We start from the raw sequence: 18,595 nt of genomic DNA, 5'->3' as shown, positions 1-18,595 counted from the left end.
TCTGTGCCAGAGAATAAAGCTTAATTGCCGAATCTTCCTACTTTATTATAGCATTTTTTCCCCGCAAGAGGGCTTTTTAGTAATGGGTTAAAGGTAGTAAAAAAGACAAGTTTTTGTAACCTAGCTCGGTAAAAAGGACGAGCTAATTTTACCAACTTGCCTAAAATTAAAGAGTAAATGGCAATAAATAAGAAAAGTAAAATCGCAAATTTTTGTCAACGAGAAGAAAGATGTTGCTAAAAAAATTACTCTCGAGGCAAAAATAATGCCTGAGAAAAACTAAGTGATTTTTGCAAAATTTGCAAAAAACTTATGCACAACTGCTAGTTTATTACCCCTATGCCCAAGGGATATAATAATCCTCGTTGAATAACAACTCGATAGCTTAGCTAGAGCTAGCAACCTTAATCTAATCTCATTAGATTAGTTAGACTAGTCAAGCTGCAAATAGTAACTAGCAAAACTAAACATAACCACAAACTTTATTAATTTTTTTCATATGCAACAAAATTCTTCGCCAAATCTAATTCTTTTATATGATCCTTTGTGCGGTTGGTGCTATGGTGCCTTACCCGCAATAAAACTCTTAGCCCAACACTATTCTCTTACTTTAGTGCCTACAGGACTTTTTGCTCGTCCTGGCAATATTCTTAGTAATGGACAAGCCTATTGGCAAGTAGATCAACGTATTGCCCGCCTCACAGGGCAAGTGTTTAGTTCAAGCTATAAAGAACAACTGCTTGATCAGGCTTCGGGCTTTGATTCGAGTTTGGCACTCTTGGCTTTAAGTGCCGTACACCAAGTTACCCCAGAACTCGAACTAAGCTTTCTTGAGCAAATACAAGAAGCTCGCTATATTGCAGGTTTAGATCTTACTGATCCACAAGTTATAGCCCAACTTCTGGCTCATCTCCCAGGAGTTAACCTCAGCCTTGAGCAAGTGATTTCGCCCGCAGGACAAGAAAAACTTAATACTCTTATTAAGCTCGGACAAAAACTTGCCACTCAAGTTGATGCTCAAGGAGTACCAACCTTAATAGATGCAAAACAAGGCAAGGTTTTTCCGAGTCAATACCTCTATAGTCAACCAGAAAAACTCTTAACTCGCATGCAAAACTTTTTAGCTTAGGCATTTGGCTTGCAATGTAAGCCAAGATAAAATATAATAAACTTTATATATTGGAGCAGGAAAACTCTCCATATATTGTCCTTAAAGTAAAGGTCTCTCGACCTTTGTAAGTTTTAATAGTTAAGTTGTTGTGACCCCTATGTTAGCGCATAGGGGTTTATATTTAAGATGACAAAGAAATTTAAACACTGGCAACGAGCAAGTTTGGGAGAGTTAGGTTCAACCTTGTCTTTTACCACTTCGTTAAATCGTGAGCACCTCTCTCCTGAAAAACAAGGGAAGGCGGTGTTACACTTTATGCAAATTGCTCGCGACTATACATTGCCCTATTTAAAAAAGCCTCTAAGTTATAGTAGCAAGCTCTCTGCTAGAGCCAAGGCTCTTCCTTACCAAGCAATAGCCTTTCCTGCTGTAGCTGATGCAAGCAATACGCCTGTACGTCGAGCTTTAATTAATTTATCTAAGCAACCTGTTTATCCAGGGCGAGATATTTTTGCTTTTATTCTTGCCCCAGAAAAAGAAGAGCTACTTTTACCTGAGTTTATTAACTGGTTAATCTATGCTCAACCGCAACGCCTCAAGGATGTACAACAAAGAACTGGTGGGACTATTAGTCACTTAAGACGCCAAGAGATCAATGACATTCTCATTGATTACCCAAGTCTTGATGAACAAAAGAAACTGGTGCAATTGTATAATACTCAGGCTCAGTTAATTGAAGACTATGCTGCTTTAATTGAGTATACGACTTTACAAATTAAAGCCCTCAAGCAAAGACACTTTTTATCCCGAGCTCCTTTACCTATTCGGTTGGCAATTGCTAATGGAGAAAACAACCTTGCCGATCCTAAACACCCAGGCTGGAGCTGGCATAGTGTAGAAAGTCTGGCTAGTGCTATAAGTACAGGTAAAGAAGACCAAGAGTTAAAACTCGAGGATCTGAGCCCAGATCCTACTTCTGCGACTCCTTATCCTTACTATACGCGCGGACAAGATGTACGTTATACTGACCGGGCTAACTATGCCGGTCCGTGTATTCTTTATGCCAATGACGGATATAATGTAGGCGTAAGTCACTATGTTCCTGAAGGCAAGCTCTTTAGTAGCTATGCTCGCTTAATTTTAATTCGAGGCTTTAATCTAGCCGTAGTACCTCGCTATCTTGCTTATGCCTTAGATCACTTTAGTAAGTATGAAGAACTGCAAGGAGCTGGTGGTTTTCCTTTAGCTTCTTTACAAAAAATGGCAGTTGCTTTACCTAGCTTAGTGCAACAAAGTGAGTTTACCCAACTCCTTGAAAGCCTAGAGTTAACTCTCAAGGTGCATAAAAAACTACATGCTAAGGCTTTATTGCAATTTGCGGCTATTCTGAATTTTACCCTCGAGCCTTATAAAAAAGCTTAAAAGGCAAGCTTGCTTGCCTTTTAAGCAACTTCTTTGCAGAATTCCGAGACAAAAAAGTTTTGTAAAACTATTCTTTTTTGGGAAAAAATCTGTATAATATGAAGCTGTCTTTTTATTTAATGTAAGAAAAAGAATAACTTAGAAGTCAGACTTTATGCCGGTTTTTCTTCTAACGGGAAAGCAAGTAACTTTGCTTTACTTGTCTGTTTGTATCTCCGCAGATAAGACATTTACTCTAGAGGTTGAAAAAATAGTAAATGCCCAGGTTCTTTACCAAAAACATAAAATATCTCCAAGATAACATTACTGAACTTCCTTGTTTGGTAAAGAATTACCTCTATTCCTTAGATGAAATTGTGAACAAATTTTCTAGATCTCCTCAAATGTGGAGGTCTTTTTTTTATGTCTGGATTTTAGGTAATCGCAAATTTAAATAATTAACTAATCAAGTTCGCAGTGAGTTCTCCTCTTCTAGACTCTAATAAAAACATCTAAAGTTACCTTTTGGTTATTTGCTTAAAAGCAAAGCACCAATTAGTAACTACCCCACTTACAGGCAACTAAGAAGAAACTAGAGTTACTTTTATTCTCAATCGCTCGTCTAGCACTAAAACGTAACTAGCTTTTTTCTTAGATACCTAAAGGTAACCTTTGCTGAGTTTAGCTTAAGCCAAACATAAAAAAAAGTAGTACCCAGCAGGTACTACTCGTGCACACACTTAATTTAACAAATTAACATTTAAGGAAAGTTATAGAGGAGTAAATAATTACATTATGAAAAAAAAATTAAAATATGTAGCTAACTTAAATTAAATAAAGGAATTAAAATCTTGAACTCTTAATTACTTTAGTTAAGTTAAGTAAAAGTAAAAAATTAAGTCGCCCCTTCCTTTCTTTATCTTCTTTGCCGAGAAAATAAATGTGCTGACAAAGAGACGGCTTAATCGAGGACTTGAGTTATATACTATATTTTATAGTTAGTGAGAGTAACATAATGTACGAACTATATATCCTATTTGGTATTTCTATCTTTTGTTATGGTGGTTTTATTATTTTGTTATAAAGCTACTTGCTGAGAACTTGTTGTACTTGTTCGGTTAAGCCTAACTTAAGCAGAGCTTGGTTAATTTGCGTAAGCGAAGTATCCTTGCTTGCATATACGGTAGTATTACCTAAAGTATATTTCTGGCTTAAGAGTTTAGTGTTATTAGCATGGATAGTAATTACATTCCCTTTGCTTTCTTTGTAGAGATAAGCTTTTACTGCTCCATTGTCTAAGGTTGCTTCTTTACTTGCCTTGCTGGTTGGCTTGTAAGAATAGTAAAGTTCTTGAGCTTTATTTTCGGTAGTATTAGCTAAACTTTTAGCTTCAGTTTTTATTGTTGAACCTAAACTACTGACATCCGCAAATGCAGGGCTGCTTCCTACAGCTATAGCTAAAACTAAAGAAGTAAGAATAATGCGGGATTTAGAAAAAAGTTTCATATTGGTTCCTTAATTTTTTATCTCGAGGAGGACGATTATTTTTCTTTTTTACAAAAGTTTAACTCGAGATAAGAGGTTTGCCTTTATCCTTCAAGGTTTAAAATTTGTGATAAAGGTCGGTAAAAATTACAATACCTTTATAACCCTCAGAAAATTCTTTTTCAAGATTTTTATTTTTAACTTGTTGATTTTTAGGCTTTTAAAATAGAGAAAAAATTAAATAAAAATAGCTAAAAATTAAATTAGTTATCGAAAATCTATACTTTTTTTAGTATAAACCCTGAGAGATTCGGGGAGAATAAAACTAAAAAAAGAAAATATCCCCCAAAAGTCTATTTTTTGCTCTCAAGATAAGATAATAAACAAAATCGCTGTTAAAGTTTGCGAAATCTGCAAATTTTTGTTAAGAAAAATAAGACCTAAAGCCTTAAATAACGTTAAGAACTTAAAAAAATTTAAGCAACAAAATTTACAAAAATAAAAGAGCAAAACTTAAAAAGTCGCAGAGGCAAAAGTAAAAAATTTACAAGAGAAAATGAAAGGAAATAGCAGGAGAAAGTGAAAGAAAATTGAAAGGAAAATAAGAAAAATGAAGAGGCAAAAAGCAAAAAAAATTGCAAGATAAAATAACAGAAAATTGCAGGGCAAAATATCAATTTGAAGAAGCAAAAAAAGTTAAAAAATTAAAGATTAGGATAGGTAAAAAGATTCGTAGGAGAGTAGCCTAAATAAGCAAAATATGTAAAAAAATTAGCCTCAAAAGGCAAAAAATAAACTATGAAAATAGAACAAAAAAGTAAAAAACTGCTACGTAAGAATAAGTAAAATCGCAAAAAACTACAATCTTAAAAAAAATCAGAGCAAAAGAACTAAAATAAAAACTTACTTCCCAGCTAAATGTTACTCCCTCAGCTAGGTCTTATTTTTTTCATCTGAGTCTTATTTTTTTTTACCTAAATCTCATTTTCTTAAGCTTAATTCTATTTTTTTACCCAAAAAAAAGGGTACCAGAATTAACTGGTACCATTTTTTTTCGAATTATTTGAACCATTCAACTACATCAGCAGTTGCTTGACGTGTTTTTTCACGGTGAGGTTCTTCACCACGGTAACCAAATGCAGCTAATACACTTAGTTTGAAGTGTTTAGGATCGTATAAACCAGCTTCAGCTAAAGCTTTGTCTAGTTTGTCATAATCGATACCTTCTACTGGAGTAGAGTCTACACCGATCATAGCTGCAGAAGTTAACATATTACCTAAAGCAATGTAAAGTTTGTTTACTTGCCCAGTCTTCTAATGCACGAACGTTTTCTTCACCTAGTAAGTGAGATAGCTCACCTGCTTGGTTAGTATAGAAGCCACGGTATACGTTAAGAATATCTTCTGGCATACCTTTGATATCTTTTAAAATGTGAGTAATGAACTCAGAATTTGGTTGTAAATCTTCAGCACGACGAGATAAATAGATTACATAGTAAGTTGCATCTTTTTTATCTTTGATACCCCAAGAGTGTTCGTTGATTAGATCACGGATTTTTGCATTAGATTTTGGGATTACTAAAAATCTCCATGGTTCTAAACCGAATGAACTTGGTGATAAACGACCTGTTTCAAGGATAAAGTTCATATCTTCTTCTGATACGTCTTTACTTGGATCGTATTTTTTAGTCGCGTAACGATAGTTGTAAGCATCTAAGATTTGTTGTTTATTAAACATAGAGCGAGCTCCTTTGTGTTGTTGTTGCTATTAATATTATTATTTTTGTTGTCTTTTTCTAATTATTTCATTGAAAAATAATATGTGCATATTATAATCCTTTTTTTTCACTCTTGCAAGCTTTGCAAATTTAACTGAGTGATCACTAAGTGAAAAATAAGCACTTTTATTTTGCCATAACCTTACTTTTTATATGGGTATAATTATTTTTGCTGTTAATTTCTACTTATCACTAATTATTTTTCTTAAATAAATGCTGGATCTTTAAAAAAATACCTATTTATGGTAATATAAGAGAAGAATAAAAGGATTTATTGCAAGGAATTTTTTTGTGAAACAAACTTCAAAAACTCTCTTAGCATTGCTAGTATCTGGTACTTTATTAACTCCAACTATAGCAACTGCTGAACGTCCTACTAGCGCGAAGCTAGAATATGTTACTGCAAGTTCACTAACAGCTCCTGACTTTGGAGCAAAACCTGCAGACCAAGATTATGAAGCAAGAAGAGGTGGTCGCGTTCGTCGTGTTTCTCCTCCAGCTCCAACTGTGCGTCGTAATACTACAAATACTAACCGTAGTACTAATACTAATCGTAGCACTAATACAAACAACAATACTAATAGAAACGCTAACTCTAACGCTAACCAAAATAATACTAACTCAACTCCTGCAAGAAACTTTGCTCCACCTCCTTCAGTACAAATGCAAGGCTTAAACGGCAATCGTTTTAATGGTTTATTTACAGGTATGGCTTTAGGTGCTTTAGCTTATCACCTCTTTACGCCTACAGCAGCTATGGCAAACCAAAGCTGTGTAAACTCAGAAACAGATAATGCTCGTATTTGTGGTCGTGTTTACGAAGAAAACAATGGTACAGTAGTAACCGCTACTACTGAAAATGGTAAACCTGAAGTACAATACCAAGCAAACAATCTAACTATTTATGCTTCTCAAGATGTAACTATCCCTGAGATTAATCAGGTTTTAGCATCTTTAGGCTATCAAGAACGCGTTCAACCTACGACAAACTTAACTATGGTGAATCTACCAAGCAATAGTTAAGGAAATAAAAAAGAATCCTCTTAATCGTTGTGATTAAGAGGATTTTTTTGTTGCTTACTAAATTAAATAATTAAGCAAATAACCAAACTTAAACAATTCACCAACCTTAAATAATCAAGCAAATCACCAATGGTTAATTGGTTAATTATTTAAAAAGTCTGAGTAATTAAGCAATTGAGCAATTAAGCCATTAACCTTTACCCTAAACAAACAAGCGTTGCACCAGAGCTTGCTTTAAAGTTAGCTGCAAGTTAATTGCTTTTTGGTAAGAGGCAATTAACTGATCTAGTAAAGTAAATAAATCACCCAAACGTTGTTGCTCGGCTATATCCTCAGGATAAGCTAAGTAAATTAAAGACAAGGCATTAGGATAGAGTTTAGGAATGCCCGTTTGTACAACATATTTAAAAGCCACGCGATTGAGGTTTTCTGCAAAGAACTTGTTAGAGTAACCCCGATCAGAAAGGAGAACCCCACAAGTATCTATACAGTAAAACTTGCCTTGGCGGTAGTTAACTTGCCCAGCATAACCTTCGCGTGTCCAAGTAATACAATCTTGAAATAAATACTCCGAGTAGTAACCCATAATCCCTTCATTGGTAGTTTGGGCTGAGTACACGGGATAAGGAGCAGCAGGAGTTGGCACAGGACTCAAGTCTTTTACTTTTTTTCTTTTACCGTTAGTTAAACTGGTAAAGATCTTGCCGACTTGCTCTTGTTGCCAAGCTTGCTTAAATTGCGGATATCTTAATTTAGGTTGTCCGTTGTTAGCTAGAGTCAGTACTTGCCCTAGTACCGAGTTTTTTAGCTCTTGGCACCAGGCTAAAGCCTGCTCTAGTTTTTGTCGTTGTGCATCTAGCTGAGCAAAAAACTGCCCCAATTGTACTTGTTCCCTAAAGGCTGGATAGTATACAGGAAAGTTGCACACTGCCTCTTTGCTGAGGTTTAATTGTGATCCCCCTGCTCCCATGCTTTTGAAATAATGCTGTTTACTATTAATGTAAGTAAACAGAAAATAAGGATCAAGAGTTGTTGTGTCTTTAATACGAATTAAAGCTACTCTTTGGTTGAGGACATATTTATTAGCAGAGGGAATTAAGGCTACTTTACCTAAAAAATTACCATAGGCAAGATCACTTAACACCATTACCAGATCGTTTTGTTCTAGTGTTTGCTCGGCATGATCTACAAATTTACCCGAAGGCTTTAAGCCTCCCACTAGAGCTACTGAGTTTAAGTTAATTAGTTCGTATTTACCCTTAGCCTGTTGTTGCTTTTCGTGGCTTTTACCATTGCTAAAAGTAGTTAATTGCCCAAGGGTTGAGCAAGTAAGAGCCGTACCTGTAAAGGACAAGGCAGGCTGAGGAAAATTCTGGTGTTGCATTAGTTGTTCTAATTTAAATCATTTCTAGAGACTTAAATATTATACCCCAAACTTGATGCCTAAATTGGCTAAAGCTTTACTTGGGTTGGTGAGAAAATTAAGCCAAGTTTAGTGCCTATTGCTCAAAAAACCTAGTACCTATTGCTCAAGAAAAGAGAGTTGGGGTAAAAGCAAGATTAAGCAAAAAAACTAAAAAAACTCAGCCATAAAAAATCCTTCGAACTTTAGAAAAAGCTCGAAGGACTTAGTCCTCTTAACCTAGGGCTAGGTTAAGGGGATTATTTTATTCACTTGCCGTAGGGGCTTTAGCATTTGGATTTGGTACTAGAGTTAACTTATAGTTTTGTTGTAAAAACTGAGCTATAGGTAAACGATTTAAATCCGCTTGCGTAATATAAAAATCAGCAAATGTCCCTACTTCTAGCCCACGGAAAAGATTTAAAGTTTTTTGTTCTTTTTTCGCTTGGGCTTGGCGATAAACATTTGGGAAATCATAGTATTGGGCAAAGTCGTTTTGGGCTAAGAGCTCACGAATTTGTAAAGCAACAAGTACATTTAAACAACCATGACTAATTATGTCTTTATCCTCAGAACAATACTTATTTTTAAAGTCTGTAAGCACTTTAAGATTTACTTGGCTTTGTAAAGTGTCATCTTTACGGCTCACCGTTACGTCATTTAAATAAGGAATGTGCGAAACTAAAGTAAAGAATTCGCCAATAGGAAGTTCTTTACCTGCGTATTGCCCAAGAGATTGGTTTAACTGCCAAGTTTGGAGCATAATGTTTTGTTCTACCGTGGAGTAGTGGAACCATACTCGGGCTTGGGCATTACCAAAAATAAAGGTCGTTGCTGCTAAAACTGCAGGCAGAAAAGTTCTTAATTTCATAAGCTATTACCTACTTATTCTCTAAGCCCACAAAATTTGGCGCAAAACCGATAAAGCGGGTTAATACTTCTTTCGATTGATTTAATTGAGGAATAATTTGCCCAAAGGCTGCTACTTTTTGTTGATTGTTTAGTTTATCTAGCTCTTGTGGAATTTGGGCTAAAAAGCCTAAACGTCTAAAGTAAGGAGCTCCCGATTTAAAGCCATTACTGTTAATAATTGCTACTATTGCCGCTCCACGACAGTAAGTAGACTCTAAAGCCCCTGAGTTGCGTTGCTCATTACAATAAGCTAAAGCTTGTGAAGTATAGATACTAAAAACAAAGTCTTTCATTAAAGTGCGTTGCTGATCATCTATACCTGAGTTACGGCGAGGAATTACAAGATTAAACTGTTGCTCAATTGCCCGACGGAACACTGCCCCTCTACTACTCAAATCAAAAGGCATGAGAGCTTCACTTAAACCAACGGTGAACTGATTAATATCTGTTACTTCACGATTGGCACTAAAGTAGTCATAAACCTTTTGGTAGTAAACGAGCATCATTTTGTGTAAAGGCTCTAAGCGTGCATCTGAGTTAAATAAATAACTTAATGGAGTTTTATCTAAGCTTGGTTTTTGGTAACCACGAGCTTTTGGATCTGAATTATAGAATTTAATTTGCCCTAAGTATTCGTTAGCTTTGGCACTTAATTTAACATCTAAAGGTAAAAACGGTTGACTGAAAGTTGCTTGTTGTTTTGTATTTGCCCAAGCAGTTTGCATAGGGGCATAAGTTAAGCCGAGTCCTAAACTCAAAGCTAAACCTAGAGAGAAAATTTTACTAAAACGCATGATTCTACTCTTATTAAAATGAAAAAGGAGCTTAAACTAGAGCGTATACTTAAATTTTACTACAAATAGGCGGGGATTACTTGCTTTTTGCCGTAACTTAAAGGCTGAGGCAAAGAGGAGAGGAACTAAATTTAGCTTAAAATACCGTGCTAAATTAAAAAGAGAAAGGATGAGGAAAATGTAAAAAAAGAGAGCTTGAAAGAATAGTTTGCCTCTCCTTTGCTCTAAAGCAAAAAAGCAACCTCGGAGCACAAATAAAAAAGACAAATGCACAAATAAAAAATGACAAATTTATAAAGCTAAAACTTTATCCCTCTCATAAAAACCCCATGTTAAATAAGTAAATTTAATTTAAATACCTTCTCTACAAAAAGAAAAAATTTTAGTTTGATTCATTTTAATTCCCTTAAAAAACAAAGGGATAAATACTTTCTCTAACTCCTAGATTTTCGTAGATTAGTAAAATTAATTTACTCTTTAATGCAAAAAAATTAGTTACGGGTAAAAAAATCCGCTATAATTTGCCACATATTTTTTGCTTGTAGTTCAATTAGACTATTAATTAACAACAAGTAATTCATACATAAGGAAAGTTATATATTACTTTCATTTGGCTTGTAAATATAGCATTAATCACTCTAAGTATATGAAAAATAAATTAACACACTTAAATTACCTACTTTTATCTCTACCATTATTGACGGGGACAGCTTTTGCAGATACTACTACTTCTAGTTCTAGCACAAGCTCTAGTTCTAACGCTACGTTAACTACTATTAACGTACAGGCAGTATCACGCTCTACTAAAACTGAAAATACTAACTCTTTTACTTCTTCAGCTTTTAGTACAACTACTGGACTTAATCTACTCCAAAATGAAACTCCACAGTCAGTTTCAGTAGTAACAAGTACCTACTTAAAAAGCCGTGGGATTTACGATATTGTTCAAGCAGCTAACTCGACTACAGGGTTAACGGTAATTAAAGACGGAAATAACTTCCGCTTTATGTCACGTGGTTTCTACATTGACCAAATCCAAGAAGATGGTTTATCAACTACAGTGCCTGGTTCAGCATCAAACCCATACCGCAGTGCAACTAGTTACACTGACCTGAGCGTATACGATCATATTGAAGTAGTACGTGGCTCTACAGGCTTAACACAAGTTAACTCAGAACCTTCGGGCACAGTTAATGCTGTATACAAAAAGCCTTCTCCTATTGCAAAAACTAGCGTTAATGCAACTGTAGATACTTTTGGGACAACGCGTTTAACCCTTGATAGTACAGGTAAACTTAACGATGATGGTTCTTTAACTGGTCGTATAGTGGTAACAGCTGCTCGTAATAAAGACTTTACTAAAGCTAAAGCAGGTTACCTAGGTCTACTTTACGGGGTATTACGTTGGGAGCCTACGGAAAAAGATACTTTTACTTTTGGGCTTTTAATGCAAAATAAAATCTCTACGCCAAATCCATCAGGTGTACCTTACATGAGTGCAACAGGTGAAGAGTTAAATCTTGATCGTAACACTTACTTAGGTGCTTCTTGGAACCGTGAGATTAACCGTAAAGTAAAAATCTTTGCCGAACACCAACACTGGTTAAATGACGACTGGAAAGTAGATACTACTCTTGCCTTTACGCGCAAACTAAGTACTCTAAAAATGGCAATGGTAACTAGCCTAGGTACAAGCTATGCTGGTGTACCAACTACAGGTTTAATGCCATTAAACAATAAATTGCGCTATGATAACCGTGCTAGCGAAATCCAATTTAAAACTGGAGTAAACGGTAGCTTCGAGTTATTTGGTAAAACGCATCAAGCTTTTGTAAACTATGTTTACAACCGCGATGATACAAAAACTGACTACGCACGTGTGCGTGATACTTCAACTTACGATATTTTCTCGTTTAACGGTGCAGATATAAGTGAACCAGATTGGAGTAATCCATCAGACTTTATCTATTACAATAACCGCTTTGTAACCAGTTCTTTACAACTTGGGGGCAGATTTAACCTCGTAGATAAACTTTATCTGTTAGCGGGCTTAAACTACTCTTACTATAAAACCTATAGCTTTGCAGATTACATCTGGTGGGCTGGAGCAGCTGATAGTGACCCTGATGATTTAACTATCCGTGGTTACCATGCAACTACTCCTTTAGTGGGCTTAAGTTATGATCTCAATGCCCATCATACAGTTTACGCAAGTGTGTCGCGTATTTTTAAACCACAAAGTGGTTACGATATTAACAACAACCCGCTTGCTCCAAAACGTGGAACTAACTATGAAGTGGGCTTAAAATCTCACTGGAGTGGTTTAAATGTTAACCTTGCTCTTTTCCGTATTCTCGAACGTAACCGTTCAGTGTATACTGGTTTAACTAATAGTGCAGGTAACTACTATTACCTCACTGCTGGTAAAGTACGTAGCCAAGGGGTTGACTTTGAAGTTTCTGGGGCTTTAACCGAACGTTGGAACCTCTTCCTCGGTTACACCTTTAATACCAGTAAGTACCTAGTTACTGAATCTTCAAGTTACACGGCAGGGATGAACTTTAGTAAGGTTACCCCAAAACACATTCTTCGTGTTTACTCTAACTATCAGTTAAATGAGCAATGGACAGTGGGAGCTGGCTTTAGTTATCAATCCCAAACGCAAAGCCTCTATCAAAACATCCGTCAAGGAGGCTACACTCTCTGGAATGCTGATGTAGCTTACCAAGTTACTCCTAACCTAAACCTCTCGCTAAACTTTAACAATATCTTTGATAAAAGATATTGGGTAAATAACCGCGTACGTGTTTACGGAGGTAATAACTTCTACGGTGATCCACGTAATGTGCAGTTTAACTTAAATTACACTTTCTAAGATCTAAGCCAAAGACTCAAGTCTTTGGCTTTTAGCTCATTTTTCTTATGCAAACTTTAAAATACTTTTTTGCTCTTGCCTCTTACTTTTGGTATGGCAAAAGAGCTTGGCGACCTTGGTTAGTTTTTGCTATAACTTTACTAACTAGCATTACTATCGTACAAATTTCGGTATATGTTGCCTGGTGGAATAAAGACTTTTATGATGCCCTTGCTAATCTAGAAAAAGATAAAATCTGGGGGCTCGTAGGGCAGTACTTTATCTACATGGGGATTATTGTTTTTTGTGTGGTACTAGGTAGTTTTTTACGCAAAAAACTCATGTTTTGGTGGCGCGAAGACCTAACCAAGCTCTTACAAAACAAATGGCTCAAGGACCACAAGCATTATCGCTTGTCGCTATATGCTCCGCATATCGACAACCCCGACCAAAGGATTGCCGAAGATGTAATGCTCCTTTGTACCTACACTATAGATCTTGTCCGTGGACTATGCATGAACATTTTCCGCTTGGTAAGCTTTGTTAGTATTCTCTGGACCATGTCGGCAGTTTATACTTTGACCCTCGGGCAAACTTCATGGCAAATTTCAGGTTATTTAGTTTGGGTAGCTTTTTTATACTCGCTCCTTTGTTCGTTAATTATGCATGCGGTAGGATATAAACTGCAACGTCTCAATGTAGATCAGCAACACTATGAAGCTAACTACAGGGGACAATTAATTCGCTTACAAGAATCTAGTGAAGCCATAGCTCTCTATCAAGGGGAAGCGGGAGAATTAAAACGTCTGGAACAAGACTTTGGCAAAATAAAATCTAACTGGCGAGCTTTAATTTGGCGGGAGTTAAAAGTAGAAGTGTTTTCGGCAACAAGTTTACGTATAACTCTGTTTATTCCTCTCTTGGCTACTCTACCTATGTACCTTGGTGGGCAAATTACTTTTGGGAGTATGATGCAAGCCCGCAGTGCCTTTGCTAATGTCCAAGATGGTTTTAACTGGTTTGTGGATAGCTATAAAACCATTATTAAATGGGCTGCCGTAGTACAACGTTTAGGAACCTTTGTTGATGCTCTTGAGGCTCAGCCTGAGCAAGAAAAAACTTTGGTAACTACTAAAGAGCTCTCTAATACCAGAGAATCAACTAATACAAAAGAATCAACCTCTGCCTCAGAGGCTCCTGTTCTGCTTGAAGTAAAAAACCTCGATCTCTTTACCCAAGAGCAAAGACCGCTTCTGGCTCAAGTGCAACTTAGCTTTGTCGCTGGACAATGGTATCAACTCCAAGGTCCAAGTGGACTAGGGAAAACTACGCTCTTAAGAGCCTTAGCGGGAATTTGGCCCTACTACCAAGGGCAAAGTCAGATCTACAGTGCCCGTCGCTTGTTCTTACCACAAAAACCCTATCTGTTTAAGGCAAGTTTACGCGAAGTTCTTAGCTACCCTTATGAACACTTACTGGAAAAAGAACAAGCTTTAGCCTTACTACAAGAAGTTGGTTTAGCTCACTTAAGTGACAAACTTGAACAAGTGGCTAACTGGCATAAAGTACTTTCTGGGGGTGAACAACAAAGATTAAGCTTGGCTCGAGCTTTACATTTACAACCGCAAGTGTTGTTTTTAGATGAGGCTACCAATCAACTTGATAGCCAAAGTGCGCAAGCTCTTTTTGCTTTACTAGCGCAACGCTTACCGCAAACTATGGTGGTGGGGATTACCCATCAACCTGAATTAAATGCTTACTTTAAACAAAAAGTAGATCTTACCCAGTTTAAAGTAAATGCTCAAGAGCTGTAAAGTAAACTCAAGAGCTGTAAAGTAAACTCAAGAGCTGTAAAGTAAACTCAAGAGCTGTAAAGTAAACTCAAGCTCTTTAAAGCAAATACATTAAATGCTCAAGCACTTTAAAGTAAATGCTCAAACACTTTAAAGTACATACAAAAATAGCCTAGGTAAAATACCCAGGCTATTTTTTTATTCCATTAAATCTTTAATTAGATTAGCAACACTTGGAATAGTACGAATAACGTCTACCCCCATGTTCACCGAAATAATTCCTTTTTCAAGATCACCAACTAACATACCAGGACGTAAGCCTCCTGCTTGTTGGATCTTACTATCCAGATCCTCTTGAGGATTAGAGTTATAAACAGAAGCATACTCTTGAGCTTGTGGCGTATTTAGCGAACGTTGGAAATAAGAAATACGAACAATATTGTCTACGCTAGATTGAAGAATTTTAGATTTAGTTGACTCAGCAGCTGGACTCTCTTTAGTTACAATAAAACGAGTACCAATAAATACTCCCTGTGCCCCTAAAGCAAAGGCTGCATTAACACCACGACGATCATTGATTCCGCCTGCAGCTAACACAGGAATATCTACTGCATCTACCATAGTTGGTACCACGGTAAAAGTACCAAGTGGACGTTCTGGAGTATAACCGCCTTCATCGTAACCCGTAGCAACTAAAAGATGAGCACCTAGCTCTTGGGCTGCTCGCATATTCTCTACGGTTGGCGTAATTGGACGGTGAATAATCACACCCCCGTGACTAAGAATATAAGCAAATATTTTCTTGTTTGGAATACCAAAAGAAACGGTAATAAAATGTCTTACCCCTTCGGCAAAGGCTACTTCAAGTAAACCTTGGTTATATTCATCGATTTCCTCATCGGCAGCAGGCATAATAATGTTTATCGCAAAAGGCTTGTCCGTTTGTTCTTTAGTTTTACGGATTTCTTCACGATAAGCAGCTACTTTATCAGCTACAGTACGAGGTTGATGCGGTAAGTCTGCTGCATTTGGAGAGCTTAAGCCTCCAGCGTTAGGACCTAATACTCCTAAACCACCAGCATTAGAAACGGCCGCTACAAGGCGAGCGTTGGTAATCCATGACATAGGAGCCTGAATTAAAGGATAAGTAGTACCCAGAATTTGAGCAACTTTATTATTTGCGTAAGTCATAATTTTAAAAAAAGTTTAAGTTAAAGAAATTGGTTTGGTAAGAACCAAGTGGTTAGCCCTTATTGTACTACTCTCTATAAGAAAAGGGAAGAAAAACTCTTCACTTTTAAACTTTGTTATTGCGATCTAATTCGGCTAGTGCCTGAAAAAAAAGGGAAGAAAAAACTCTTCCCATTTTTTTTATTATTTATTACGATCTGCGTCGTAGTTATATTGCACATTGTAGTATTGTGCAGAAGATAAACGAGCGTCTAGGTGTAAAGAAGCTAAAGCTTCATTAATTACATTAACGTTATAGAAAGACGGTGCTAAAACTCCAACGTTGTTCACTTGGTAGTAGCTTGTGAATACATCTTTGGTATCACCAATAACTACTTGCACATTGTTACCATTAGTACGAGATTCTACTTTTACATTTTCTCCAGCTACAGCAATTGTTGTTGTCTCGTAAGTAGCAGGGTTAGAATTTACATTTGCATTAGCGTTAAAAGATACTAAAGCTGAAGTTGCAACTAATGCTGATAAGAATACTGTTTTTAATTTCATAACTAGATTTCCTTGTTGTTTTATGTTGTTTATGTTGTTAACTTAAAAGTATTGTAGCTTTTAAGGTTGTTTGTTGCTTTTTTTTGTGTTGTTTAAAGCTTTTATGGCTTTAAGATTTGCCCTAAGGCTAGGGTTTTAGCACAGGGTGCGCTTAGCACCTTGTCCTGAGATTAAGCTAGTTTAATTTAAGTACTTGATTTGTTGTTTGCTTTTTGTGTTGTTTGTTTTTTATTTTTTTGTATCTTGTATGTTCGAAGTACTTTAATTATGAGTTAGCTTTATTTTTCACTAAGTTTTGTGCTTGAGCATAAACTTGTGGTGAAACTTGTACATTTACATTTAAATTAGCTAATGCACTATTTAAATCGCCAGAGCTTAATGAAGCTGGAGCTGAAATAAGAACATCGTTTACTACATAAGTAGCTTTAGCACCATTACCTAAAATATTTACTTCATATTTTAAATCTGGGTAAGATTTAACTACTGCCTCAACTTGTGTACCATTAATGTCAATCGTACGGTTTGTAACTTCTGCTGATAATTGATATTCAATTACTGCAGGGTAATCACGATCTAGGCGATCTACAACTTCTGCGTTTGCGTTTACTGTTGTAAAAATAGTTGAAGCTGCAAATACTGCGATTAATAAATTTTTGATTTTCATAACTAGTTTTCCTTTGTTGTTATTGTGTTGTTAGTTTTGTGTGTTTTTTTTGTTGTTATAAAAGATAACCTTATGTGTTGTTGTGTGTTGTTTTTCTTTGTTATCTTTTATAGTTATATTATAAAGAATTAATACTAAAGGATAAATAGGGTTAAACTTAATACACTCTTGAATTTAACTAAGTAATCACTTTTTTATTTGCCTTATTCTTTATCTAGAGATAATATAGCTTCGAATTAATTAGTTTAAATGTTTAAGTTTGCAAAAGACTTTTGCAAAATACGCAATAATAAATATTCTTACTTTTCAAAGACTTAAGTTAGTTGAAATATTTGTATCTTACTTAAAAGTAACTATAAAAATATTGTAAAATCAAAGTAGCAAATCCCCTTCATCCATTAGCCAATCCTCAAGAAATTTTCTCACTCTTGCAAAATAAAAATCTAGAAAAAATAAAAAATAATTTTGTCTCTAAATTATTAATTTAATCTCCCCTCTTAATTAAATAATCAAGGTTAATTATTTAATTTAATAATACAGTTTATTAAGGGCAACCTATGTTAATAAATAACCAATATTAAAGTTTTCTTGCTTTAGTTAATCAAACATAAAAAAAGCGATTGCCAAAGCAACCGCAAGTATTTTTTTATTTTTTTGACTTAACCATTAGTAGCTATATTTCTCTAACTATAGCTAAAATACAGATGAGATAAAACATCTTTAGTTTAACTAGAAGTTAAACCTTATCTCTAAAACTCTCACCATTGCTCTGGAAAACCACAGCATTTTAGATCACTTTTTTTCAAAAAATCGTATATTAAAGTATATAGGTTATTAACCTTGTATTTGTCATTATACCCCAGTTTATGGGTGTTTTTTACCCCCTAACTTTCTTTTTCTCGGGATACAAAGAGAGATTCGGGAAAAAACAAATGTAAAAATATTTATTTACGTATATCTTTTTGGGGTCTTTTAACAAATATTAGCTTCATTTTTGCTACTTAGTTTACTTATGTACTCTTTTTATCTGCTTAAAAATTATTTAATTTATAGCACGTAACTTTTAATTGATGAGCAGGAGACTAGTAACCACTTAATTGCACAAAGATATTTAAAGCTGGAAGAGCTTCATTTACCTGATCCATAGTCATATAGAAAGGAGTATGAATTTCTAAATAATCACTACGATAGATTTTTGTTGGTTGGGATGTATCCCCTAACTGAACAAATACTTCACCTAAGTCATTACGAGCAACTACAGCGTCATAATCACGACCAGCAATATTTACCGTTGTTGCAGAGGCTTGAGGATATTGCTCTAAATAACTCGGAGTAGTTTCTTGTACTGATGAAGAGGCGTGAGCATTAAATGCACCTAAACTAGCAACTGCAGTTAAAGCAGCTAAAGCAAATTGTTTAATTTTCATAACTAGATTCCAATTGTGTTGTCTTGTTAACCAAATATTTTTGTTGTGTATTTTGTTATATGTTTTTATGTATTTGGTTTATGTTTTTTGTTTGTATTTTGTTTATGGTTTGTTTGTATTTTGTTTATGGTTTGTTTGTATTTTGTTTATGGTTTGTTTGTATTTTGTTTTATGATTTGTATTTTTTGTTGTTTGTATTTGGTTTATGTTTTTT

15 protein-coding genes are annotated in these 18,595 nt (G+C 35.4%); 5 read left to right on the top strand and 10 right to left on the bottom strand.

Going from position 1 to position 18,595, the window contains the following annotated elements; translation table 11 throughout:
* Positions 1-499 precede the first annotated feature (499 nt).
* A complete protein-coding gene (locus CJP74_RS05550; protein ID WP_119497288.1) occupies positions 500-1,129 on the top strand; it encodes a disulfide bond formation protein DsbA in 630 nt (209 codons plus the stop codon).
* 168 nt (positions 1,130-1,297) lie between these two features.
* Positions 1,298-2,533 (top strand): restriction endonuclease subunit S domain-containing protein, encoded by a 1,236-nt coding sequence (locus tag CJP74_RS05545; RefSeq protein WP_119497287.1) that lies wholly within the window; start codon positions 1,298-1,300, stop codon positions 2,531-2,533.
* Positions 2,534-3,598: 1,065 nt separating this feature from the next.
* On the opposite strand, the gene CJP74_RS05540 is transcribed toward CJP74_RS05545, so the two are convergent.
* The 3 genes from CJP74_RS05540 to CJP74_RS05535 form a co-directional block, all read right to left on the bottom strand.
* Positions 3,599-4,018, bottom strand: coding sequence for a hypothetical protein (locus CJP74_RS05540; RefSeq protein ID WP_119497286.1), 420 nt, complete (start codon positions 4,016-4,018; stop codon positions 3,599-3,601).
* 1,038 nt (positions 4,019-5,056) lie between these two features.
* Entirely contained in the window at positions 5,057-5,269 is a 213-nt protein-coding gene (locus CJP74_RS08320; protein ID WP_345788754.1) for a nitroreductase family protein, read from the bottom strand.
* Between the two features lies 1 nt (position 5,270).
* Positions 5,271-5,735, bottom strand: a complete 465-nt coding sequence (locus CJP74_RS05535) for a nitroreductase family protein (protein ID WP_345788753.1) — start codon at positions 5,733-5,735, stop codon at positions 5,271-5,273.
* Between the two features lie 331 nt (positions 5,736-6,066).
* On the opposite strand from CJP74_RS05535, the gene CJP74_RS08005 reads away from it, so the two are divergent.
* A complete protein-coding gene (locus tag CJP74_RS08005; protein WP_147397056.1) occupies positions 6,067-6,798 on the top strand; it encodes a hypothetical protein in 732 nt (243 codons plus the stop codon).
* Between the two features lie 202 nt (positions 6,799-7,000).
* On the opposite strand, the gene CJP74_RS08125 is transcribed toward CJP74_RS08005, so the two are convergent.
* The 3 genes from CJP74_RS08125 to CJP74_RS05510 form a co-directional block, all read right to left on the bottom strand.
* Positions 7,001-8,182 carry a restriction endonuclease subunit S gene (locus tag CJP74_RS08125; RefSeq protein ID WP_222986958.1) on the bottom strand — a complete coding sequence of 394 codons (1,182 nt, stop codon included), beginning with the start codon at positions 8,180-8,182 and terminating at the stop codon, positions 7,001-7,003.
* Between the two features lie 283 nt (positions 8,183-8,465).
* Positions 8,466-9,071: a hypothetical protein gene (locus tag CJP74_RS05515; protein ID WP_119497283.1), complete on the bottom strand. Its 606-nt coding sequence runs from the start codon at positions 9,069-9,071 to the stop codon at positions 8,466-8,468.
* A gap of 10 nt (positions 9,072-9,081) precedes the next feature.
* Positions 9,082-9,906 carry a hypothetical protein gene (locus tag CJP74_RS05510; protein WP_119497282.1) on the bottom strand — a complete coding sequence of 275 codons (825 nt, stop codon included), beginning with the start codon at positions 9,904-9,906 and terminating at the stop codon, positions 9,082-9,084.
* Between the two features lie 646 nt (positions 9,907-10,552).
* Here CJP74_RS05510 and CJP74_RS05505 point away from each other — a divergent pair.
* Together CJP74_RS05505 and CJP74_RS05500 are read left to right on the top strand one after the other, a co-directional pair.
* Positions 10,553-12,781, top strand: a complete 2,229-nt coding sequence (locus CJP74_RS05505; protein WP_119497281.1) for a TonB-dependent siderophore receptor — start codon at positions 10,553-10,555, stop codon at positions 12,779-12,781.
* 47 nt (positions 12,782-12,828) lie between these two features.
* Complete coding sequence (locus tag CJP74_RS05500) at positions 12,829-14,574, top strand: ABC transporter ATP-binding protein/permease (RefSeq protein ID WP_119497280.1); 1,746 nt, start codon at positions 12,829-12,831, stop codon at positions 14,572-14,574.
* Positions 14,575-14,751: 177 nt separating this feature from the next.
* Here the strand turns inward: CJP74_RS05500 and CJP74_RS05495 are convergent, their stop codons facing one another.
* The 4 genes from CJP74_RS05495 to CJP74_RS05480 all read right to left on the bottom strand — a co-directional run bounded on the left by CJP74_RS05495 (position 14,752) and on the right by CJP74_RS05480 (position 18,381).
* Complete coding sequence (locus CJP74_RS05495) at positions 14,752-15,744, bottom strand: NAD(P)H-dependent flavin oxidoreductase (RefSeq protein ID WP_119497279.1); 993 nt, start codon at positions 15,742-15,744, stop codon at positions 14,752-14,754.
* A gap of 183 nt (positions 15,745-15,927) precedes the next feature.
* Positions 15,928-16,290, bottom strand: coding sequence for a hypothetical protein (locus tag CJP74_RS05490; RefSeq protein WP_119497278.1), 363 nt, complete (start codon positions 16,288-16,290; stop codon positions 15,928-15,930).
* Positions 16,291-16,555: 265 nt separating this feature from the next.
* Complete coding sequence (locus CJP74_RS05485; protein WP_119497277.1) at positions 16,556-16,954, bottom strand: hypothetical protein; 399 nt, start codon at positions 16,952-16,954, stop codon at positions 16,556-16,558.
* A gap of 1,082 nt (positions 16,955-18,036) precedes the next feature.
* Entirely contained in the window at positions 18,037-18,381 is a 345-nt protein-coding gene (locus CJP74_RS05480) for a hypothetical protein (protein ID WP_119497276.1), read from the bottom strand.
* Positions 18,382-18,595 lie beyond the last annotated feature (214 nt).

The sequence above is a fragment of the Psittacicella melopsittaci genome, from assembly GCF_003585925.1.
GTDB lineage: Bacteria > Pseudomonadota > Gammaproteobacteria > Enterobacterales > Psittacicellaceae > Psittacicella > Psittacicella melopsittaci.
This window is presented reverse-complemented; position numbering and strand designations above follow the sequence as displayed.